The sequence below is a fragment of the Blastopirellula sp. SH421 genome (genome assembly GCF_057808535.1).
Genome location: NZ_CM173712.1, coordinates 1968055 through 1991220, shown reverse-complemented (window position 1 = coordinate 1991220; position 23166 = coordinate 1968055). Strand labels below are relative to the sequence as shown.

Genomic DNA, 23166 nt, shown 5'->3' with positions numbered 1-23166 from the left:
CTCGCGTGCGACTGTTGCACGATTTGGAGCATGTGCCCCCCGAGATTTTGGGAGGAGCGCTGGCCATCGGAAATTTTGACGGCGTCCACTTAGGACATGCTCGGATTGTCGAATCGATCCGTCGTCAAGCGCGCGCCGTGCATGGCCCCACCGTCGTCTTCACGTTTGATCCGCATCCTGTCCGCTTGCTGCGTCCCGAACAAACTCCGCCGCCGCTGACCTGGACACGCCGCAAAGCGCAGTTGCTTGCCCAACTGGGGATTGATGCGATGATCGCCTATCCGACCGATCGGGCGCTATTAGAGCTGACAGCCGAGCAGTTCTTTCAACAAATCGTGGTCAATCAGCTGCAAGCCAAAGCGATGGTCGAAGGCCCCAACTTTTACTTTGGCCGCAATCGCCAAGGGGACACGGCCCTGCTGGGCGAATTGTGCGCGCAGCATCAGATCTCGCTTGAAATCGTCAAGCCGATGCAGTTGCCTGGCCATGCCGAGATCATCTCGAGCAGTCGCGTCCGTCAGGCGATTGCCGACGGTGACGTGGACGCCGCGCGGCGAATGCTGACCGAACCGTATCGTCTGCGCGGCATGGTGACGCATGGCGCTGGCCGCGGAGGTTCGCTGGGGTTCGCTACCGCCAACTTAGAAGCGATTGATACGATTATTCCTGCGCACGGCGTTTACGCCGGCTATGTGGTTCGCCAAGAGCTAACCCACGCCGCGGCGATCCATATCGGCCCGAACCCAACCTTCGGCGAAGGTCACGCCAAGGTTGAAGCCCATTTGATTGACTTCACCGGTTCGCTGTATGGTGAACCGCTAGAGCTAGCCTTTCTGTCGCGACTGCGCGAGGTGCGCACCTTTAGCGACGCCCAGCAGTTGACCACTCAGATACATCAAGATGTTGAAGCGGTAAAACTTTCTTACAGTGATTGGCTGATGACACGCGTCGTCTGAAAAACGAGATAGCAACCAATGAGTATTGACTGGAAACAACTCGCCGCCGCGATTGCGCCGTATCAGCGGTTTTTGCTGACAAGCCATGTGCGGCCTGATTGCGATGCGTTGGGAAGCGAACTGGCGATGGCCGCGCTGCTGCGACAGCTGGGGAAAGAAGCGACGATTGTCAATGCTTCCGAAACGCCTTTGCATCTGGGGTTCATCGATCCGCATAACGAAGTCCGGGTGCTGGGGCGCGACGTCACCGCCGACGCGCTGGTAGGCTCCTTTGACGCGATCATGGTGCTGGATACCAGCGCGTGGATTCAACTGGCCGAGATGGGCAACGTACTCAAAGCGTTCGCCGGCCCTAAATTTGTGTTGGATCACCACGTCAGCGAAGATGATCTTGGCGCCGAAGTCTTTAAAGACGCGTCTTCTGAAGCGACTGGCCGTCTGGTGTACGAAGCGGCCCAGGCTTGGGGACTTTCGCTTGACGCCCAAACGGCGTCGCAGCTCTTCACGGCAATCGCGACCGACACCGGCTGGTTTCGCTTTGGCTCTGTCGACAGCGGAACCTATCACGCGATTGCTGGCCTAGTGGATGCGGGCGCTTCGCCGGCGGCGATTTACGCCGACCTGTACGAACGCGACCGCTTGGCTCGCGTTCAACTCCGCGGAACGATTTTGGCCAAGGTCGCCGTCACTGACAGCGGACGACTCGCCTACAGTACGGCCACGCTCGAAGACTTCGCCGCTACGAACTCGACGACCAGCGATACCGAAGATGCGATCAATATGATGCTGGTCATCCAAGGGGTCCAAGCGGCGGTCTTGTTTATCGAACTCGCTGAAGGGGGCATCAAAGCCAGCTTCCGCAGTCGATCTGCGCTGGATGTTTCTCGCATCGCAGGCGTCTTTGGCGGTGGGGGACACAAAGCGGCAGCCGGCGCGACGCTCTCTCAGACGCTGGACGAGGCGATCCCGCTGGTGCTGAAAGAGATGGAAGCGGGGATGAAGTAAGCAAAGGCGGCCGCTAGCAGGAGCATCCAATAGCAGTGCAGGCGCCGGAGACTTTGCGATACCGGAGAAACCGGCAAAATCGTTCGAGTCGAACGGCGCCGCTCGCCGATTCAAAGGAAGACGCCTTTCACGGCGCGGCGAGCGATTGCTAGCCGTCCATTGAACTTCCAGCGAATCTGGCTCCCCTTATGTGGTGCGAACATTGCCGCCAAGACGTGACTGCGATTGCCGCAGCAGATGATGCGCGCATCGTCTGCGGGCGATGTCAGCAAACGTTGGCGGCAAAGCCAGACGAACCGCCGTCGCTGCGCATCAATACCCTGCGACTGCAGGAAGATCTGCAAACGATCGACCGCATTGTCGCGAGCCTGGGGCGTGACGCAGCGCCTGAAAAGAAACTGACGCCCGACTCCCCTCCCCTGCCCCGCCAAAGCGAGCCGCGTGAAACCAGTTCGCCACGATCCCCGGCGACGCCGCCGCGTCGGAAAATCAAAGGGCTGCGAACACCGATCTTCTCGTGGCTGCTCACTTCAGCCGGGTCGATCACGCTGGTCTGCGGACTTGTTCTGCTAGGCTGGGCCCTGTTTGAACCGCGTCCTATTTTGTCAGCCGCCGGACTGCCGCTGGCCTTGCTGGGCTTGGCCAGCATGTTGGTTGGACTGGTCTTTCAACTGGATAACGTCTCGCAACACAACCGTCGTCTGCACCGCAATTTATTGGCGATCGAAGACGAGCTCGCAGATCTAAAATCAGCCACGCGTCTGGTCAACACGGCCCATTCCTCGCCAGGTCAAAATTTTTACCTTCACATGGCCGAAGGCGCGAGCCCGCATGTGTTGCTGGCCGATGTTAAAGGCCAGTTGGATCTGCTGGCGACACAGATGGGGGGAGATCGGCGGCGGTAGGTTTCTAAGGGGCGGCGCTTTGATTTAGCGTAAGGCCGATGCCTACTGGTCTAGCATGACGAGGTCACGCTCTCCGGAATTGGCCGAAAATCTTCACCGCTACAAGGCTGAAAGTCGTCTGGCCAAGATGCATTCATGTGGCAGAGCACGCGATTCTGAAGCGGCGCATCCAGGTTCACCTGATCGACTTTTACATCCATCAATTCAGCGTCACCAGGTCGAAAGAGCTTCCCCACATCATGCGCCAAGTACCGCGGAACGTATCCGATCAGGGCGCTTTCAGAATTGGTGCGGACTGCGACAGCATGGGAGTCGTAATCGTTCTGCGGGTCAGGCATTAACTTCAGTGTCTCACCTGCGGATAGTCGATTGATTCGCTCAATTGCCCCAGAGTGCATCCAGCGAATTCCGTGCAGGAAGAATTTTGTCGAGTAGCATCCTTCCAGGTTAGGCGCTGGGCAAGGAAAAACTTCAACGGCATCCGTCTGTCGGATCCCCTCTGTGACGCCTAGCACCACAATCGGATCAGGCGGAGTCGCCGTTACGTCGAAACCACTCCACCTCAGATAGTCCTCGTATTCAGGACGTGATTTGGAAAGGAGACGATTTGCGAAAAGGGGAAAAAGCTGTTCCGATTCATAGACTTGCCCCAACTCTCCCATCTGTGGAAAAGCGTGAAATCCCTGCTTACGCGCTCCTTGCGTGTAGAAAAACCGATAGAGCTGGTTATCAAATTCAAGTCGGCCGACAGGACGCCATCCGCTCTGATCGGGGGAAGCTGGTCGCCAAGCTACAAATAGAGACTTCATTCCAATTCCTAACGAAGCAAACGCTTTTTGTTTTCAAGCAGAAGTTGCATGGTGAACTCTTTACAAACGTCTGACATCCGAGTCTCAGGGACCTCGTCAATTATATGCCACACTTCTGACTCAGATATCTTCTCCAAACGTTTAAGCCAGATATCGCTCACTTCTGGCGAATGTTGGCCAAATGCTTGAAATGCCGCGAGTGTTGACATTGGTTTTTCAGCTTGAGAAGTCTCATGAAACGCGCTGCGTGCTCGTTCAACAAACTTCTCAATCCTTCGATTTCTATCTTTGGTTGACAAGCGTTGTTGGCGTTCATCGTCAAGCAGATTTCGCGCCAATGAGGCGCCATGATCGAAAGTAGGAGAGAGGGACAATAGTTCCTTGCTCCGAATCGCTCCCCAATTTTCATGATGGCGATCTTGATTGGCGATCCACGCATCTAGCATGATGTATCCGATAAATACATCCAATGCCGAATCAATGCTTTTGGGCAGTGCTTTCAGATATTCCGAATTCGGCATTCGCAGCAAACGCACGACCTCGGCAACTGCGGTAACGGTGTGCTGCCGCATTTTGTACCGCGTTTCTACAGGATATTCTGGATCGCGTTCGAGAAGCAACTGATTGCCTAGGACAAGCTCTAACGGGGGAGGCGCCAAATTTTCACAGATTACGCCAGGCCATTTGAAAGCTCCCTTTTCCAGTTCTGAGGCAAGCTCATATTGAACACAAGGAAGTCCCATGGACGCCGCTAAGTGATAAGAGATGACCTCCGCCCAATCTTCTCCGGTTCCACGACTATCCGCCTTAAAAAGGAACCGTTTGCCTTTTTCACGAAACCAAAACTTGGATTTACTCCCCAGCGGTTCAAGTGCCTGAGCTTGGCTCTTGTCGACTTCCCGGATTGGAAACATAGCTACTTTCTTGAAGCCTTTTAGACAGTGTCGATTCACCCCAATTCACGCTCTGATCCGATGCTCAAATCGTGCTTGGTCAGGCCAAGGCCTGACCTAAGTGGTGTGCGATAGCTTGGCCAACTGTTCCAACTTCTGCTGCGCGGCGCCGCGATCAATTGCTTCCGCCGCCATCGACGCTGCTTCGTCGGGACTTGCGGCTTTCTCGGCGGTCCAAATCGCCGCGGCTGCATTTAGCACCACGATGTCGCGCGCGGGACATTGTTCTTTGGCGAGGACGCGGCGGATCATTGTGGCGCTGGCGGCGGGGCCGTCGACTAGCATCGTGGCGAGACTGTTTTGCTTCACGCCAAAATCGGCTGGCGTCCACTCCCAGCGCTGTAATTGATCTGCGGCCGCTAACGTGACCTGCGTGGCGCCGGTCAGCGTCACTTCGTCAAGGCCATCGTCGCCGGTTACCAATAGGGCGCGGCGAACCCCCAGCTTTAACACGGCAGCCGCCATCAGGTCGCGCATGCCGGGTCGACCAACGCCCAACAACTGATACTGCGCGGCGGCGGGATTACAGAGCGGGCCCAGCAGATTGAAGATGGTTGGTACGCCCAAGCTTTTGCGCACCGCCGACACGTGCCGCATTGATTGATGCGCCAGCGGGGCAAAACAAAAGCAGATGCCGATCTCGTTCAAGCAGCGCTCGATCTGCGATACGCTCGCTTCAATATTGACGCCCAACTGGGCCAGCACGTCGGCGCTGCCGGTCTTGCTGGTGACGCTACGGTTGCCATGCTTGGCGACGGCAACTCCGGCGGCGGCGGTCACGATCGCGGCGGCGGTGCTGATGTTGAACGTTCCGCTGCCGTCGCCGCCGGTGCCGCAGGTGTCGATCACGTCGGTTCGCTCAGTGCGGATCGCCGCCATATTGCGTCGCATGGCGATTGCGGCGCCGGCTAGTTCGTCAACGGCGGGGCCTTTGGCGTTGATTGCAGTTAGCAGCCGCGCGATCTGATCATCAGGCCAGGCGCCGTGCATGATCTGATCGATTGCGGCGGACATTTGGTCCAGCGACAGATCGTGACCTGCGTCTAATTTTTCCCAGATTGCGTCGTCCACGGTTCATTTTCCTTGCCAAACTATTAGTTATCGACTGATTTTACCGAGACTAGGGGCCGGCTCCCACCCGCTTTCGACTGCACGTAGCGGCGGTCATTTGATATATATAGAGAGGGCAAGCCTAGAACGTGGCGAGACATGAAGGTCTTGCGAGGCAAAATTTAAGACTTAAACACCGCTGCGAGCGAGGTCGAAGATCGACATGGCCAGGAAGGTTATTATTGATTGCGATCCAGGGATCGACGATGCAGTCGCTCTGATGGTCGCTCTGTTCGACGCCGAATTAGACGTGGTTGCGGTCACCTCGACCGCCGGCAACGTCCCTGCCGATCAATCAGGCCGCAATCTACAAGGCTTGATCGAACGGCTCGATCCGCCGCGACGCCCTCGAATTGGGGTCGGATCAGGCCCGAACTCAGCGCCGCCGGTCGACGGTACCGAGCTAAACGGCTCGGACGGGCTGGCGAATCTGCAATTGGTCGTCTCGGCTTTGCATCAGCGGCACCCGGCCGAAAAATTAATTTGCGACGAAATCCGCGCAGCGCCTGAGGAAGTGACGATTGTCGCATTAGGCCCGATGACCAATATTGCCCGAGCGCTGCAGCGTGATCCCACGATCGCAGCTCAAATTGGGCGGATTGTTATCATGGGGGGAGCGGTCAATTGTGTTGGCAGCGTCACACCGGCCGCCGAATTTAATTGCCATTTTGACGCGATGTCGGCCCGGACTGTCTTCAAATCGCGGACAACCAAGACGTTAATCCCGTTAGATGTGACCCGACAAGCGGCGTTTGGGCTCGACCTGTTGGACCAACTGCCGAATATCGAAACTTCGCAGGCGTCGCAGCTGCTGCATCAATTGTTGCCGTTCATCTATCGCAGCCACCGGCAAATCTTGGGGATTGAAGGGATCTATCTGCACGACGCCGTAGCGCTGGCGGCGGTGCTGAATCCCGAGTTGTTCGAGATGGAAGAAATGGCCGGCGATGTCGAAACAACCGGCGAGATCACGCTGGGCGCAACCATTTTTGATCGCCGCGAACATCGCAGTTGGGCCACCAACATGGAAGTCGCCACCAAAATCAACGTCCCCCGCGTGCAAGATTGCATCGTGCAGGGACTAAGAGCGGCGATTCGCGCCGCACGCTAAGGTGGTGCGATTGAATCGATGACTCTACGGCTTCAGCGTCGCGTCGCGAACGGCGAGTTCCATTTCAACCACGATCAGTTTGCTGTCGCGATACAGTTCGACCGGCAGCTTCACGTTTAGCGGCGACAGACTGACGACGTTGACCAGGTGTGAGTCGTCCTCGATTTCCTGGTTGTTAAAACGGATAATCACGTCTCCTACCAAGATGCCGGCTGCCGCAGCCGGCGAACCCTCGGTCACACCGTTGACCCGGGTTCCTTTGGCCATCGGCAGCCCCAGTTTCTCGGCCTCTTTACTGTCGTACTGCGAGTCAAGGACGACCCCTAAAAACGCACGTGAAACCTTGCCGTCGTCAATCATCTGTCGTGCAATGTTCAGCGCTGAGTTGATCGGGATCGTAAACCCAATCCCATCGTTGCCGCCAGAGTTGCTGGCGATCGCCGTATTGATTCCGATCACTTCGCCGCGCAGATTTAGCAGCGGACCGCCGCTGTTGCCGGGGTTGATCGCCGCATCGGTCTGCATGAAGTTTTGAAACTTCAAACCTTGTCGCCCAAGCTGCAAATCGCGACGGCCTTTGGCGCTAATGATGCCGTAGGTGACCGATTGACTAAGCCCAAACGGGCTGCCGACCGCCAACACAAACTCACCGATTTCGACGGTCGAACTGTTCCCCACTTGGCCCGGCGTCAGCCGGTCGGCGGTCACTGCCATCACCGCAACATCGGTCTCACGATCAGTCCAAACCTGCGAAGGTCGCAAAATGCGACCATCATCAAGATGGATCTTGATATCTTGATTGGCCGCCTGACTGATGACATGGCGGTTGGTCAGCACATAGTCTTTCTCATGATGGCGAATGATCACGCCGGAGCCTGCTTCGTCGACGATGTTGCCGCCGTATGCGAGCGATTCACCTTCCTTCTTGCGGGCCTCAATATGGACGACCGATGGTCGTACATAGCGACACACTTTTTTCAGCAGGTTGCCGTGCGCTTCAAGCTGGGCGACTTCGCGCAAGATATCATCACGAAGTTGCTGACGCGTCGTAGAGCTATCTTCTTGGGCCGCTACCGGCTCGATCCAAGCTACGCACAACAAGGACAACGCGCTGATGGCGAGAAAAATTCTAGATTTGCGCGTCTTCATATCGCTATCCTCAGCAGGAAATCGCCACGAGAGAGTATCTTCGACGAATTCTAGGCTGTCTTGGAGCGAACGCAAGTCTTTCGAGGCCGGCGATTGTGACGCTAAGCTAGTCAGCGCAATGAAAAAGACGGCTTGCTCTAGAGCATACCGCCTTGATAGATAAGGATCCGAAAAGTCGTTGCGATCGTTAAATCGAAACCTGATCCTCTGAGTTTTGACGCCAGCTGACGCCATCTTCACCCAACTCTTCAAGTTCGCGTTGGCACTTGATGCAGAGCGTCGCATACGGCAAGGCCTGCAGCCGAGCGGAAGGAATCTTGCTGTTGCAACCTTCACATTCGCCAAAGGAGCCGCCCCGAATCCGCTCGAGAGCCTTGTCGATTTGAGCCAATTCGCGGCTTTCTACTTCCGCAAGCTGCGAGCTCAACTCGTCTTGGGCGCTGTCGAGAGCGAAATCGACCACGTCGCCAGCAGTTTGCTCAAGCTCTTTTAACATGCTCAAGTCGCCTGCCAGGGCCTTGCGGAGCGCATCACGGCGCTTCAACAAGATCTCCTTGGTCTTATCAATGAAGTCCGTTCGAGATTTACCCATTGTGGTCACCTTCATGTGGCGGAAAACGGCTATCGTATCGACGTCAATACGTCTTTGCTAGCAGTCTCCGAATTTGGACTCGCCCATTCTCATTTCATCTGGCATGAACCATCGGTTTAATCCAACCCACTCTATTGAGGGGATGAGCCGAGGGGGCCATGCGTCACGGAAATATAGTACCGGTTCCGGACAGGGGAAGTCAGCAAATTTCAAAATCTTGGAGGTTCCGGCTAAAACCAGGCAAACTATCCTAAACTACGCGGCTGAAAGAGCTTCGGTTCATAAATTCCCCTTGATTTCACGGAGAAATTTTGCTTCCGGATCTCTCTGATATTTTTTCAGGACACTTTCGCTGCGGCTTCTAACCGTAATCGTCCAAACGGTCAAACCGATTCGAGCAGTTTTTTCGATTTACCCCTGTTTTCTTGGTCTAATTCAACCTGCGCTCAGCGACCTATTCTTTGACCTGGGCCTCGACGTGGGCTATATCCCCTTATCGCTGCTTGATTTACTACCCCTCTCAAGCCGATCTGCTCGCACTGTTCCTGCCTGTCTGCAAGCTAGGCGCCGCTATGGTCACTCAAGTCGAACCCGTCCAATCTACATTGCTGGGCAAACCGCCGAGCCCGCTCGTACTGCGCGTTGAGGGGACCGAAAGAGACGGGCAGATCGTGCAACTGCAGCGCAGTAAATGCGTGATTGGTTCGGCAGCTAGCTGCACGCTCCGATTGGCCGCTGCGGGAGTTCACCCACGACATTGCGTCATTTGGCGCGGCGCTGCCGGCATGGTCCTGCAAAGCGTCGACGCTGCGGTGCTGGTCAACGGCTATAGTGTCCGCGAAGCGCCGCTGGTCGCCGGCGACTTAATTGCGATCGGAGCGGTCAGCTTACGCGTTGATCCCGACTCAGTTCAGCAGCAAGCGCCGCTGGCCGAACGACAAGTTCTCTCCTTGGAAAAGCGTTTGGGCGAAATTCGGGGACGCAACCGTCGCCGGATGCATCGCCTAGTCGATCTCATTCGTCAAGCAAAACCGATCACGCCGCCCCAGCCGATCGCCGATCTCGACGACGCCACTCTCGAAGAGGTTTCCCCCGCAGATCCTGCAATCGCTGCGCAGTTGGCCGAAGCCGAGCGTTCGCTACACGAAATGCAACAATCGCAAGCAACGAACGACGAGAAGATCCGCCTGCTAGAACAACAACTCGAACAGCTAGAGCAAGCGCATCGCGAGTTGCAAGCCGCCGGCAGTTCGGTTTCTCCCGAGGCGCTAGAAGCCCAAGACAAAGCGCAACGCGATGCGGCCAACGCTAACGAGCGGCTGCAAGTTCTCTCGCGCGGCTGGTCGCAGCGTGAAGCTGAACTGACGCAGCGCATCGAAGAACTAGAAGGCATGTCACACGCGTTAGCAGCGTCTCCGCCTCACTTCGCCGCTGGGGAAACGGCGAATGATGTCGAAGCAGAATCAGAAACGCACTCCTCGGCGCCGACGCCTGCGGAACCCCAACCCAGTGTTGCAGATGTGCTCGCCAAATTTGGTTTCGACCCGAATGCCGATGCAGAAGAGGAAGAAGAGTATGAAGAACCTTCGCCTCCGCCATTATCCGCTGGTTATGTAGAACCAGCGAGTCCAGCGGATGACGATGATGTTTCGATCGAGGAATACATGTCGAGTCTCATGAACCGCGTGCGCGGTCGTGAAGGCTCTGATACGAATCCTTCTCCCTCCAAGACGCCGCCCAAACCGCCCGAGCCTCCGCAACCGGTCAAGGATCAGACGCTGTTCAATCCCGGCGAGTTCGTCCCTTCGCGCAAAGCGCCCGAGCAAACCTCCGACCTACGCGCACTTCGCGATCTGGCGAATCAATCGGCCCGCTCGGCGATCGACGTCCATACGTTGAAACGCTGGAGCAATATGTATGTCACCAAGGTGATCGTGTCGTTTGTCGCACTGACGACCGCGATCTGTCTGTTGATTGAAACCAAAAGCTTCGCTTCGTTGCAATTTTTGGGCGCAGCGATCGGGATCATTATCTCGATCTTCTGGGGCTTTCAAGCAGTTATCGTATACGGTCAGGTGCGAACCGCGCGCAAGATCAACAGCCTTCCCGAAGCAAAAATCTTGGATCCATCACTGCCGCTTGGATTCGACACGCCGGAGTTTGAAAAAGAGCCCAGCGCCGATCCTCCCCCAGCGGATCAATAAGCTTTGCGAAACCTGGGCATCCGCGGCCGCTGCTTCTGCTGCGGCCGTTGCTTTTTGTTGGCGCAGCGCAGTCAGCGCACGAGAAACATGCGCTATTTGCTTGCCAGAGGTCGAGCAAACCTCCTAAAATAGCTGCGGTAGACGATAAGGCTGGATCACCCCAGACCTTACAAAAATTCTCCCGGCGACGGACGGAGTCGAGCGATGTGCACTCGGTTGTTCCTCACTCTGGCGATCGGAACCTTGGCGCCAAACATGCTTCAGGCCCAAGTTTTGCAGTTGCCCGAGTTTTATCAGTACTCCAACAGTTCCTCTTATCTGATTCCCGATCGGGGATCGGTCTATGGAGGAGGAGTCATGCGTCGCGCTGAATCAAGCCAGTCGGTCGGCACTCCGTTTCTTCCCAGCAACCGCAGCATCAACGTTTCTAACGGCGTCACCAGCAGTTGGGCGACGGCCACGATCCATGAACCACCCCCGTGGGCTAGATCCGACCAGCCACACCAGCCCACAGCTGGCGACGATCAATCGCTGCGGATGATCGGAGCAGCCGATTTGAATCAGGCGGCGCCGCGCAGCTTGGCCGCGATCCGCCAACAACTCTCGGCCGAAGACGCCGCGGCCAATCAGAAAGCGATCAAGTACGCCGACATGGCCGATGATTGCCTGAAACAGGGGAAAACCAGTGTCGCCAAACTTTTTTTGCGGTCAGCGATCTCCACCGCGCGGGGAGACTATCAGGCCGAACTGAAACAGCGGCTGACCCAAATCGGCGCACCTGCGACCGCCAAGCGATAAGATACTCTATCTACCCGCTGATCTTTGCGAATTCAGATTGCTACAATCGTCTGCTGCTGATTGAACTTTCCCGTGACGATTTTCTTCTGAAAGCGACCGCAATGCCCTGGATTAGCGAACAGGCCGACAGCATCTCTTGGGAACGCATCGAAGCGATCCTACAACAAACCGTGGCCGAAGCCCGCAAGCGGATCTGTGCGACGCCGCGCCGCGTGTTGTTGCTTCCCCCGGACATCACGCGGATGCACTCCGGCGCCGGGCAAATCACTGAGATGCTGTACAACATGCTCGCCGACGAAGCGGACGTGCATGTCATTCCGACGCTGGGCCAGCATGTGCCGCACACGCCGGAAGAAAACGTGACGATGTTTGGTTCGATTCCCGAAGCCAAAATTCATCCGCACGATTGGCGCAACGGCTGCGTCCAGGTGGGCGAGATCTCGGCCGAGGAAGTTTCGGCAGCCTGTGGGGGAATTGCCGACTGGCCAATCCCGATTACGCTCAACCGGATGCTGATGGAAGAGCCGTGGGACCTGATCATTAACATCGGTCACGTCGTGCCGCACGAAGTGCTGGGGTTCGCCAATCACAACAAAAACTACTTCATCGGCGTCGGCGGCAAAGACCTGATCTGCGCCGCGCACCTGATGGCGGCGCGCTGCGGGATCGAAAACAATCTCGGCAATCTGATCACGCCGGTCCGGCATTGCTTTAACCTGGCCGAAGAGCGTTACCTGAGCAAGCTGCCTGACTTGTACGTGCAAGTTGTCATGGCCCGAAACGAAGAAGACAAATTGGTCCACACCGGCATCTATGTCGGCGATGATCTGGATACGTACCTAGACGCCGCCAAACAATCGCGTGAGCAAAATATCACCGTCTTTGACAAGCCGATCAAAAAGATGGTTTGCGTCATGCAAGGAGACGAGTTCTTCAGCACTTGGGTCGCGAACAAAGCGGTCTACCGCACGCGCATGGTGATGGCCGATGGCGGAGAGCTATTGATCCTAGCGCCAGGTCTAAAACGTTTCGGCGAACAAGACGATGTCGACGCGCTGATTCGCAAATATGGTTACTGCGGCACCGACAAAGTGATGGCCGATTACCAAACCTGCGAAGACCTACAAGAACTCGCGCACGGTGCTGCCCATCTAATGCACGGCTCGTCCGAAGGTCGCTTCAAAATCACCTACGCCCCAGGTCATCTGGGCAAAGAAGAAATGGAATCAGTCCACTTCGGCTATGCCGACCTGAATGAAATGATGGAGCGTTACCAACCCGGCACGCGTCGCGAAGGTTGGAACACGACCGACGATGGCGAAGAGTTTTATTTCATCCCGACACCGTCAGCCGGACTGTGGTCAACGCGTGAGCGGCTTTACGATCGCGCGACGGGGTTTAATCAGTAGCAATGCGACAGTACCGTTGCGTGGGTGAAGCAAACCGCGATAGATAGACCTAAGCCAGGCACGAGCGAACCACAACGTTGCTTGTTGCAATTCCAATGGTAGCGGAACGGCGCAAGCCGTCCGGTTCTTCGGACTTTCGATGATTCGGACCGGAGGGCTCGCGTCCTTCCGCTACAATTCTTGTTTTATGCCGCCCAGAGGCTACGTCATAGCATAGCTAAGGGCTGAAGGCTAGAGGCGGAACGCGCGTATTAAAACCGGTGCTTTCTGAGGTAACCAGCTGATCCTAGACGATATCCCATTTCCTCATTGATGATGGTCAAGAATGTGATGTGGAGCCGCGACGAGTTCGTTAATGCGTCGATGGAGTTTCGCGACCGATGGCAATTTGCTGTTCTCAAACTGGGAATATCGCCAAACAGGTTTTGTGATCTTGTTCGAATCGTCGACTCCGAATTTCGACCTGACTTTCATAGCGACCGAGCAACCAAGGAGAGAGACGAGAACCCGCATCTTGGAATCACTCGAATGATGCATGCTCGGTTTATTACCCATCCGAATACATGCGAAATGCCTTCACCGTACGAAAAACTCCTCGAAATTATCGAGCACGGTGGATTTTACACCGTCGAAGATCGCTATATTGACATTCGTGATCAGAATTCCGATTCGGCGGGTGGCTTTGATCTTACAACCAGAAATCCGGAATAACAAAGTATCGCATAGTGGGTTGCGCAAGCTGGCGATATCGTTTGAAATTGTTGGCCGGGTATCGGCTTGTACCACCCACCCTAAGTCACTCCCGCAACCCGGTGATGCGGGCCGTTCGCCGTGAGTCAACGGCAGAGATCCATGACATTGAACCCCGGTCGCCGCACTAGCGTCTCACAACTCACGGACGCGGAGCTCACGATTCTTGACATTGCGGCGACTTCCATCGCCAGCCGTGAGCGTTTTCGTGACTCCATCTTTCGCGGACAATGGAATTGTCAGTCGCATGGACTTGATGATGAGACGCTAGGGAAGACCCTCGACGAGTTTGAAAAGGTCGGCATCATCCGTGGCGAAGCCAGCTGCAACGTTCATGGACTGCCAGATCGCACTGTCGAATTGACGGAAGTTGGCGGCTCCCTTTGGGAGTCGGAACGGCTTCCAGACTGGAAGCGATACATCACGGACGTCTATCCGGAGAATCGAATCTCGATCTATGGATATTCTTCCGAAATTTGTGAACAATACTTTCGGGTCGCGTGCGATTCTAGATTTTTTCACTATCATGCTGGCCGAATTAGTAGAGCGGTCGCCAAGCGGCGATTGATCTATTGGCGGCCAGTTCAGCCGGTTTATCTTTTGTGCGCTCAGGTCACCGATGTTCTGCAAACTCGCTGCGTAGACTGGAAGCATTTTGAGTCGCACCGTTGTTGGTGGCGATTTGCGGCTGAGATAAGCACATTTTGGCCAATGGACGAAGATGCGTAATGCGACGAAAAAATCACGGAACCCGAGTTGCCGAAGTCGAGCGTTTTTCAAATCTACCATCTCTCGGCTCCGCCAGGGGATCGCCGTCCCTCTTCCGAAGATGAAAATGAATTGCCCACGGCAACAAATCGCAATCGTCCTTCTCGCTGTTTTCACGTTAGGCTGCGGCGATAAACAGCCTTCCCCTGTGACAGAAGCGAAACCTGCGAAATCGGTTCTCGGAGACATCGCGGAAATCGCAACTTCCTACAGAGAGTTAAGATTAATGACTCCCGAACCTGTTTTGGTGAGTCTGAAAGTGCCGGATGATTGTAGATCAGGTCTCTTAAACGAAATGGAAGAAGCTCGTATTGCGAATGGACCTCATGCCGATTGTAGGGTGAGGATTTTCATGGACGAGCGCGCAGCAACAGCGTTTGAAAAGCAGACCACCTATCCCGTTGGATCCGTCATTGTCAAAGAAAAGGAGTTGAACGGAACGGCGAATGGAGTCGGCGGAATGATCAAGCGAGCAAGCGGATATGACAAGACACATGGCGACTGGGAGTACTTCTACTTTGAGAATCCACGGTCGATCGAATCTGGAAAAATAGAATCGTGTCGTCAATGTCATCAAAAGGTGGCGACGTCTGATTATGTTTTCGCCGATTGGGCGACGCCTGATAGCGGCTATTCCTACGGAAATTAAAACGCAATATTATCCGATCAACAATGACGCCAACTGCAACCATTACTTGGCTCGACTCGATGGATCGTCCTTGGCTTGATCTACTGTCGACCCAAATCGGCGATATTCCCCTAGGGGACGACGCACCCAGCAAATACATCCTGCTATCGCAACCAACTGAACCGGTTCTCCGCATTGATGCGTACCGAAACTCGGAAGAATGCTTCGCCTTTCATGATGCGATCGTATGGCACGATTTTCTCGTCATCGGCTGGGGTGACTGCGTCTATCTCATTGACATTGATTCCCATGTCGTCACTAAACATTCGCTGGGCATTTATTTCGGTCACATCTATGCCGAGAATCACTATCTGCTCATCGCGTCCGGCGAACGGTTATGTCGAATTCATCACGATGGCTCGCTCCTTTGGATGTCGGAGAGACTTGGTGTCGACGGGGTTGTTGTGCAGAAGGTCGCAGACGGAATCATCCACGGCGATGGTGAATGGGATCCACCAGATGGATGGAGTTCCTTTCGAATCTCACTCGCTGACGGGCAACATGTCAAATAACAAACCGTTATCCACGCAATCTCAAGCTCTAGCTCCTGTGTCGATTTGAGAGTTGCTCCCTCTCGGTTTATTATGGACGCATCATGATTTTCCGACTCACTGAGGGAACGATGAAAACAACAACCCGGCTGCTGTGCACTTCCCTCACGTTGATTGCTTTATTTACCTTCCTTGTCACAAACCTGAGGGCAGGCGAGCCGTCTCTTCCAACCGGCGAAAAAAACAACGCGGTTGCCAAGGTAAACGCACCAGGCGTGGAGAATCAATCGCCAGGCAACGCGATCGGTTCTCCGATCTGCCTGACCGCGAACGACTTGTCGATCGCAACAGGAAAGCCCTCGCTGGTTCTCATGTCGAGCGGCTCTACGCATATTCCGGTGTGGTCGCTATCCGGCGGCTCGCCGGGCCAATCTGTCGCCGGCGTTGTGAACGGTTTTCCCAGTGCGTGCGTTGCGGTGAAAGTCGAAATTATGGTGACAACGACGGATGCCGCGACAAGCGTTGACTATCAAGATGTTTACAGGGTTCACCTGTCGCAGATGGTGGAGGAGGCTCCGTTCACATCTCGATATGTTCTCGGTAAACCGGTACGAACGACGCTTCCCGCAGCGCCATACTACACGCGTAAGATCGTGCTTGAGTCCTACTACAAAGTCGAACCAGACGCACCGCTGACGGTGCGCATTCAGCGAGAGCCTGAGAATCCTGGCGATACCTTCACGCGTCCCACCGGCTTGGCCATGGTCAAGGTGACGCCGCTGCAGGCTCCCGCAGAGCCGGATGTCGTCCAAGACGTGAGCGGCTACAACTCGTGGCCGATGATTCAGGCTCTCGGAGAGAAGCTGGTCTGCACCTACAGTCGCGGCACAGCACATTCGATCACAGAAGATGCGCGGGCGGTTTACGCACGCACCTCGGCAGATGGTGGAAGAACGTGGACGGCCGAAACCATCGTTGCCGATACGCCGAAAGCGGGCGAGGTCACCGTGGGCAAAGGACTCGATTCTAAGGGGGCGATGCTGCTGTGGGTGCGTCGAATCGGAAAGGAGTGGAATCACGACCTCTATCGCACTACGGACGGAGTGACGTTTACGCGGATCGCGACGCCGGAGCTCGCCGTACAGCCAATGCAGATCACCGATATCTTCCCCGTCCCCACAGTCGGCCTCATGGCCCTCTGGTTTGCTGGGGACTACAGCGACAAAGCGACGCAATCGTGGGGCACGCTAACCAGCAAGGACGACGGCGCTACCTGGACTCAAACGCCGATCGAGTCTGGGCTGACCAAAGCGAACTGGCCGACCGAACCCTCGGCGGTGTACCTTGGCGATGGCCGGATTCTTGCAGTCGGCCGGACAGAAACCGGGCCAGCTCAGTTTCAGCTAGTCTCAACGGACTATGGTGCAACCTGGACACGATCAGAAACCAACATCAGCGATGTTTTTGCTTCTACGCCGAGCCTGATTCTCGACGCCGAAACGGGATTACTGAGCAATTATTACTACGAGCGTGGTAGAGGCATCCTACGGCGTCGAGTCGTCGATCCAGATAGCGTGTTTGATCATCCGCTGAACTGGCCAGTTTCTGAGATAGTCGCTACGGCCAGTCAGGTTGCGTGGGATTCTGGCAATGCAAACGCCACCGTGATCCGAGGAAAGCACTACATCGCTTTTTACTCAGGCCAGGCTCCAGACACGGCGGTCCTCGTGTCTGGGATTTTGGCCCCGACTGCCGCGTCGTCTCCCTAAAAGACGACGCGGGCGAGTGAATCATCCGCCGCCGTTTATTTATAGAGAAACAGCAGCGACTTCGAGTTTTCGAGCATCGCGTTGGTCGACGAGCCAAACAGCGCTTCGCGGAATCCGCCGCTGCCGTAGGCGCCCATGACGACGGTGCGGGGAGCGATCTCGGTAATCGCCTCGGTCAGTTGCGTCACCACTTTGCCGGTTAAGTGCAACGGGTGCAAGGTTGCTTGGACCTGGTGATAACGCAGCAGTTCGGCCGCTTCTTCGCAATGCTTTTGGGCGATGGCCAAATCGCGGTCGACGCTGACCACATGGACCTGCGTCTCAGGGCGACGCAACTTGAGCAACGTCCACATATGCAACGCGTGCGAAGAGGGGATGCTACCATCGTACGTAATCACCACCACATCGGCCGTCGGCACGGATTTTGGCGTGACGACGACGGGGCGCGCGTTATCGAGCAACAACCGACGAACTGTTTCGCTGATCGTCTTGTGAGCTTCGTAATGAAAATTGGTCTCTTCGCCGATGATGATCAAATCATGAGTGCGCGAGACGGCCTCGATTTGCTCATACGGCAAGCCTTCGCTACGAATGGCCGTATGCGGTACGCCGGCTGCGGTGCAGTGGGTCTCGAATTGAGCCAAAATCGACTCGGCTTCCTCTTTGGCCTTGGCCAATAAAACCTCGTCACGTTCTTTCTTGTAGGCGCCCGCCCCCAAGGGAACCGCCATCGGCCCACAGATATTGGGAGTGTCGACCACGGCGACGCCGGTCAGATGGATCGCTTCGCTCGACATGTCTTCTCGTTGACTATGGTCACGACAAAACTGAATCGCCAATTGAAGAGCGGCTTGACTCGCTTCGCTGGCGTCTAAGGCCAGCAGCACGCTGCGGATCATCGAATCATTCCTTTCTAGCCTGAGGCCGCCGCCGCGTCATTCTGACGACGCCGTGTTGTGTGCGGCCCTGGGGCAACTAATGAATACCGCGAAAATATACCACAGCGTTACGCCGAAACAGGTATCACCAACTTGCTTCTTGCCCGGTTGCGGCGGCGCATTCGGGCGATTGCTCCGAACCGGCGCAATCGGACCCAACTCTTCCTTCATTTTATCGCGATCCGTGTTGATCGAGAACCAACCCACCGCCAAAGTCCCCATTTCTGGCGCCAAAAAAAGGGGGGCGCCTAACTCGCCGTCGAACGTCGCCGCGGCATTCCCAGCGGGATTTCTCGTGGAGGAACGCGTCGCCCGGCATGCAGGGCCCGCGTCATCTCATGCATTTCTTCCGCAGGAATCTCGACCTGAAAATCGATTTTTCCTGCTCGTTTACAGGCGACAATTTGTCCGTTCCGCACGATCAGCGAATTGCCCGAGATGGCCGGAGTTCGACCGCCAGCGGTGACCACTCCAAACAGATTGACCGGATCGGCAGCGCTGATCGCGACCCAATCGTCCACGCTCTCGTCGTTACGAAGTTTTCGCAGCGAGTAAATTGTCGCTTCGGTCGCGTATTGCTCGCCGGCCACGTCGGCGATAAATCGCCCTCCTCGGATTTCGCCGCGACGCTCCATCCGCCGAAAACAAGCGATCAACCGCCACCAAGGAGGCGCCGTTGACTCACGCGTCAGCAGATCGCGAAACACAACGCCGTAACGAGACAGCAACAGCCAGCACCAGTTTTGCGCATGCTCGTCGCTGGATAGGGTTTCGACAATGCCGGGAAACAACGACCACCTTCCGGTCCGCGTCGGCGCACCGCCGCGGCGTTTGGCTTTCCGTTTTTTCAGCACCTCGTCGACCGTCTCGCGCACGCCGGCCAACGAATCGCACGTTATCAGCCCGAGCGCCGCCAGTTCGCGCAGCGCTTCTTCTAGATGGGTTGGCAGCAACTTGGTGAGGATCCGCAGATCTTGATCGAACAACGCGCCGCGTTGCCGTAATGCTTCGAGAACGTCGGTCGCATTGCCGCGAGCCAACGCTTCGGCCGGCGCGTGATCGGTCGGCAGTAGCCAGCCCAGGTTTGCCCGCAGCGCGATTGTCATCGGCAAGCTCTTGCGAAGCGAGGCCATGCTTTTTTGTTCTTCGCCATTGGGCGCCGGAGGTCTCAATCGCCCCCAGGTCGCTTCTCCGGACGCGAGCAATTCATCTAGCCATTGACCGTCGTAGTCGTCCATGCGCCCACTTAACAGGCTACGTTCCCAACTGCCGGCGGCCGCTTGAAAACCTTGCAACTGCTCCAGCGCTTTACGCAGTGCGCGCGGGCCGCTGTTTTTGGTGGTCCGCAACAGATCATGATGCCGGACGAGAAACCGCAAATAAGTTTCTGGCGACGCGGGACGAATCTGCTCTCGCAGGCCCGAAATCGTCAAACGATGGATCCGCGCAAGCAAACGGCGATCGCACCACTGCGTTGTTTCCTGCGTTTGCTGCGGATCGTCATAGAACTGTCCGCGGAGGACCATCCCTTCCGCTTCCAGCGCTTCGCAGGCGGCGAAGACGCTTGAAGCCGGCAGATCCAACTGACTGCTCAACTCTTCGGCGCTAAATGGTCCTAGGTAAGGGACCTGGCCGCGGATCACCTCGACCCGAGCCACATGCGACTCCAATTCGCGCTGCAGCGACTCCGGCAACGGGATATCTGGATCGGCGACCCCGGCGGGCCAAACCGCCGTAGCCACCGGTAGATTTTCGAGCGCCACCCACAACGGATCGCCGCCGGGACGCGTAAAACGGACCGCTCTCCCCTGCTCTGCTAACCGAGCGAAATGCGGGCTCCAATCCGCGACCTGGAGTTGCGGCAGCACAATCATCGAAGCAAGCACGTCATGCAGTTCCTCCGAATCGCGCACCACCGGCCAGGCTTCTTGCCGGACAGTCGCAATCGCTTCGTACGACAGCTTGCCCAGCTCTTTCATCTCGTTGGTCGAGAGCGTTCGCCGCGTGGCGACGGCGCGCGTGCGGCGTTCTTCGAGCGGCGCCGGATCGAGGAACGCGTATGGATTGGCGTTGATTCGCTCATGGGCGAACGGCGACGGTTCACGCGTATCACGCGGCACAAACTCGACACGACCTTCCTGCACGTCGATCAACATTTGCTTCCAACGGACAATATCCATCGCTTCGGTCATGCAGTCATGCAACGTCTGCTGCACGATCGGATGATCGGGATATTCGATGTCGGCGCCATGATTTTCGAGACAGCCCACTTGGTCGGGAAACGCCGCCGCTAACATGTCGTCCGCCCGAAACCGCAACATGTGCGGGGGGACCTTTTTACCACCATTGAAACGGAGCAGCGCCAGTGCTCGCGTGACGTTCCAGCGCCAGCGAACGCCAAACATGGGAACGGCCAACAACGCCTGCTCCAGCAGCTTCGGCCCTGACTCAATCGTCAGCATGCGGAACATGTCTTCTAGCGGAAAACTATGCTGCGGGCCAAGCGACAAGACAATGCCGTCATCATCAGCACTAGCTTGCAGTTCAAAGTCAAACGAGCGGCAGAAGCGTTTGCGAAACGCCAAGCCCCAGGCGCGATTGATCCGCGTCCCCAGAGGTGAATGAACCACCAACTGCATCGCGCCTGACTCGTCGAAAAATCGTTCAAAGACAATCTGCCGCTGCGTCGGCACCATGCCGATCGCCGCTTGCTGGGCGGCGACATAGCGGACGGCCTGCATTGCGGCGAAGAGTGAAGCGTGACACTCGCTCTCGACCCATGCGACCGTCTCGGCATCAAGTTGATCGAATGAGTTTTCAAGCAATCCTGCGGCCAGCGCCGGCAGTTTTACTTTTTCTCGACTGCGATCACGATCGGCGGCGACGATCCGCTGCGCCATTTCTTCGCGCAGCAGCGAGATTTCGCTCGATAGCTCGACGGTGCGGCCTGGCGCTTCGCCAAACCAAAACGGGATGCTGGGAGGCTGACCTTGTGCGTCGTTCACCACAACATCGCCGTTGCGAACATAGGCGATTCGCCACGAGGTGTTGCCAAGCAAAAAGACGTCGCCGACATGGCTATCAATCGCAAAATGCTCATCGACGGAGCCGACCAAGGTTTTATCCCCTTCGGCCACCACACGGTATTGAGCAGTGTCGGGAATCGCGCCGCCGCTGGTACAAGCCGCGATCCGCGCACCGCGGCGCGCCTTGAGCAAGCCGTTCAGCGGATCACGATGCAGGAAGGCGCCATTTTTGATCGAGCGCGTTAGTCCGCGATTAAGCATCTCCAAGACGCTATCGTATTCCTTTCGCTGCAAGTTGCGATAAGGATAGGCCTGACGAAAGAGGTCAAACAATTCCGCTTCGTCTCGATCCTCGGCGGCGACCTCGGCGACAATTTGTTGCGCGAGGATATCAAGCGGTTTCTCGGGGATCTCGATCTTGTCGAGGACACCTTTGCCGATAGCTCGCATCAGGGCGCAGCACTCGATCAGCTCATCGCGGGTGAGCGGCATCAACCGCCCTTTGGGAGTGGCGCGAAGCGAGTGTCCCGAACGTCCCACGCGTTGCAGAAAATTGGCGATCGAGCGGGAGGAGCCGATTTGCACCACCAGGTCGATATAACCGATGTCGATGCCCATCTCCAGCGATGCGGTCGCTACGATCGCTTTCAGCTGACCCGCTTTCAAACGCTGCTCGGCGCTATGGCGCATCTCTTTCGACAAGCTGCCGTGGTGCGACGTGATGACTTCTTCGCCCAGCGCCTCGGTCAAGCGATGAGCGACCCGTTCGGCCATGCGGCGCGTGTTGACAAAGACCAACGTACTGCGGTGCGAGTTGATCAACTCGATCAGCTGCTCATAGACTTCGCCCCATTGCTCGTTAGAGCAAACCGCTTCAAGCGGCGTCGGCGGCACGACCACCTGTAGATCGAGATCCCGACGATGCCCAGCGTTGACAATGTCACAGCGCAACTCTTGGCTCTCGCCATCCGCGGGACAACCGACCAAAAACGCGGCGATCTCTTCGATTGGTTTCTGCGTTGCAGACAGGCCAATCCGCACGGGGCGCTCCAGACAAACCGTACTCAGCCGCTCCAACGTCAGCATGAGATGCGATCCCCGTTTGTCACGGGCCAACGCATGAATTTCGTCAACGATGATCGTATCGACATGCCGCAGCGTCAAACGAGCTTTGGGAGCAGTCAATATCAGATAGAGCGACTCCGGCGTTGTCACCAAAATATGCGGAGGGCGGCGAACCATCGCCTGGCGTTCGCTGGCAGGAGTGTCACCAGTTCGGACCGCAGTCCGGATCTGCGGCGGCAGCATGCCGCGACGCTCAGCGAGATTGCAAATCTCTTCGAGCGGCGTGTCGAGATTGCGCTGAATATCGTTCGACAACGCTTTGAGCGGAGAAACGTAGACAACGTAAGTCGCATCTTTCAGACTCCCAGCCAGCCAACGCCGGAAAAGCCGATCCAGACAAACCATGAACGCGGCCAACGTTTTACCAGAGCCGGTCGGCGCAGCGATTAGCGTATTCCGACGTCCAGCGATCGAAGGCCAGCCTTGGGCTTGCGCGTCGGTCGGTTCGCCGAATTTGGTTTGAAACCATTCGCGAACAATCGGATGAAATTGGTCGAGGATCATGATGATTTATCATAACCAACTGTACAGGCGTGCATAGTCGCGAAATCGCCCTCTCGCCTTGTTCGATTTGTCGTTTTGTAAGACTGCCAACGCCCCCAAACTTCGC

Annotated in this window: 18 protein-coding genes; 11 read left to right on the top strand and 7 right to left on the bottom strand. The window is 56.4% G+C overall.

Features of this window, described 5'->3' with window-relative positions:
- Positions 1–5 precede the first annotated feature (5 nt).
- From SH421x_RS08205 to SH421x_RS08195, 3 genes are all read left to right on the top strand, one after another.
- On the top strand, positions 6–956 hold the full coding sequence (locus tag SH421x_RS08205) for a bifunctional riboflavin kinase/FAD synthetase (protein WP_488854936.1): 951 nt from the start codon (positions 6–8) through the stop codon (positions 954–956).
- 18 nt (positions 957–974) lie between these two features.
- Positions 975–1961: a DHH family phosphoesterase gene (locus tag SH421x_RS08200; RefSeq protein ID WP_488854935.1), complete on the top strand. Its 987-nt coding sequence runs from the start codon at positions 975–977 to the stop codon at positions 1959–1961.
- 188 nt (positions 1962–2149) lie between these two features.
- Positions 2150–2866, top strand: coding sequence for a hypothetical protein (locus SH421x_RS08195; RefSeq protein WP_488854934.1), 717 nt, complete (start codon positions 2150–2152; stop codon positions 2864–2866).
- A 50-nt stretch (positions 2867–2916) separates the two neighbouring features.
- On the opposite strand, the gene SH421x_RS08190 is transcribed toward SH421x_RS08195, so the two are convergent.
- From SH421x_RS08190 to trpD, 3 genes are read right to left on the bottom strand one after another with little or no spacing between them, the layout of a single operon-like run.
- Positions 2917–3675, bottom strand: coding sequence for an HIRAN domain-containing protein (locus tag SH421x_RS08190; protein WP_488854933.1), 759 nt, complete (start codon positions 3673–3675; stop codon positions 2917–2919).
- A gap of 8 nt (positions 3676–3683) precedes the next feature.
- On the bottom strand, positions 3684–4628 hold the full coding sequence (locus SH421x_RS08185; protein ID WP_488854932.1) for a HipA domain-containing protein: 945 nt from the start codon (positions 4626–4628) through the stop codon (positions 3684–3686).
- A gap of 57 nt (positions 4629–4685) precedes the next feature.
- Positions 4686–5699 carry an anthranilate phosphoribosyltransferase gene (gene trpD / locus SH421x_RS08180; protein ID WP_488854931.1) on the bottom strand — a complete coding sequence of 338 codons (1014 nt, stop codon included), beginning with the start codon at positions 5697–5699 and terminating at the stop codon, positions 4686–4688.
- A gap of 202 nt (positions 5700–5901) precedes the next feature.
- On the opposite strand from trpD, the gene SH421x_RS08175 reads away from it, so the two are divergent.
- On the top strand, positions 5902–6849 hold the full coding sequence (locus SH421x_RS08175; RefSeq protein WP_488854930.1) for a nucleoside hydrolase: 948 nt from the start codon (positions 5902–5904) through the stop codon (positions 6847–6849).
- Between the two features lie 24 nt (positions 6850–6873).
- Here the strand turns inward: SH421x_RS08175 and SH421x_RS08170 are convergent, their stop codons facing one another.
- Together SH421x_RS08170 and SH421x_RS08165 are read right to left on the bottom strand one after the other, a co-directional pair.
- On the bottom strand, positions 6874–7998 hold the full coding sequence (locus tag SH421x_RS08170; RefSeq protein ID WP_488854929.1) for a S1C family serine protease: 1125 nt from the start codon (positions 7996–7998) through the stop codon (positions 6874–6876).
- A gap of 187 nt (positions 7999–8185) precedes the next feature.
- Complete coding sequence (locus SH421x_RS08165; protein WP_488854928.1) at positions 8186–8590, bottom strand: TraR/DksA family transcriptional regulator; 405 nt, start codon at positions 8588–8590, stop codon at positions 8186–8188.
- 572 nt (positions 8591–9162) lie between these two features.
- On the opposite strand from SH421x_RS08165, the gene SH421x_RS08160 reads away from it, so the two are divergent.
- The 7 genes from SH421x_RS08160 to SH421x_RS08130 all read left to right on the top strand — a co-directional run bounded on the left by SH421x_RS08160 (position 9163) and on the right by SH421x_RS08130 (position 17467).
- Positions 9163–10794 carry an FHA domain-containing protein gene (locus SH421x_RS08160; protein ID WP_488854927.1) on the top strand — a complete coding sequence of 544 codons (1632 nt, stop codon included), beginning with the start codon at positions 9163–9165 and terminating at the stop codon, positions 10792–10794.
- Positions 10795–10998: 204 nt separating this feature from the next.
- On the top strand, positions 10999–11592 hold the full coding sequence (locus tag SH421x_RS08155) for a hypothetical protein (RefSeq protein WP_488854926.1): 594 nt from the start codon (positions 10999–11001) through the stop codon (positions 11590–11592).
- Between the two features lie 101 nt (positions 11593–11693).
- Positions 11694–13001 carry a nickel-dependent putative hexonate epimerase gene (locus SH421x_RS08150; RefSeq protein ID WP_488854925.1) on the top strand — a complete coding sequence of 436 codons (1308 nt, stop codon included), beginning with the start codon at positions 11694–11696 and terminating at the stop codon, positions 12999–13001.
- A gap of 852 nt (positions 13002–13853) precedes the next feature.
- Positions 13854–14480 (top strand): hypothetical protein, encoded by a 627-nt coding sequence (locus tag SH421x_RS08145; RefSeq protein ID WP_488854924.1) that lies wholly within the window; start codon positions 13854–13856, stop codon positions 14478–14480.
- A 265-nt stretch (positions 14481–14745) separates the two neighbouring features.
- On the top strand, positions 14746–15168 hold the full coding sequence (locus tag SH421x_RS08140; RefSeq protein WP_488854923.1) for a cytochrome P460 family protein: 423 nt from the start codon (positions 14746–14748) through the stop codon (positions 15166–15168).
- Between the two features lie 23 nt (positions 15169–15191).
- Positions 15192–15719, top strand: coding sequence for a hypothetical protein (locus SH421x_RS08135; protein WP_488854922.1), 528 nt, complete (start codon positions 15192–15194; stop codon positions 15717–15719).
- A 110-nt stretch (positions 15720–15829) separates the two neighbouring features.
- On the top strand, positions 15830–17467 hold the full coding sequence (locus tag SH421x_RS08130; protein WP_488854921.1) for a sialidase family protein: 1638 nt from the start codon (positions 15830–15832) through the stop codon (positions 17465–17467).
- 35 nt (positions 17468–17502) lie between these two features.
- On the opposite strand, the gene SH421x_RS08125 is transcribed toward SH421x_RS08130, so the two are convergent.
- Positions 17503–18366 carry a universal stress protein gene (locus SH421x_RS08125; protein ID WP_488854920.1) on the bottom strand — a complete coding sequence of 288 codons (864 nt, stop codon included), beginning with the start codon at positions 18364–18366 and terminating at the stop codon, positions 17503–17505.
- 287 nt (positions 18367–18653) lie between these two features.
- Positions 18654–23060 carry a DEAD/DEAH box helicase gene (locus SH421x_RS08120; RefSeq protein ID WP_488854919.1) on the bottom strand — a complete coding sequence of 1469 codons (4407 nt, stop codon included), beginning with the start codon at positions 23058–23060 and terminating at the stop codon, positions 18654–18656.
- Positions 23061–23166: the final 106 nt, after the last annotated feature.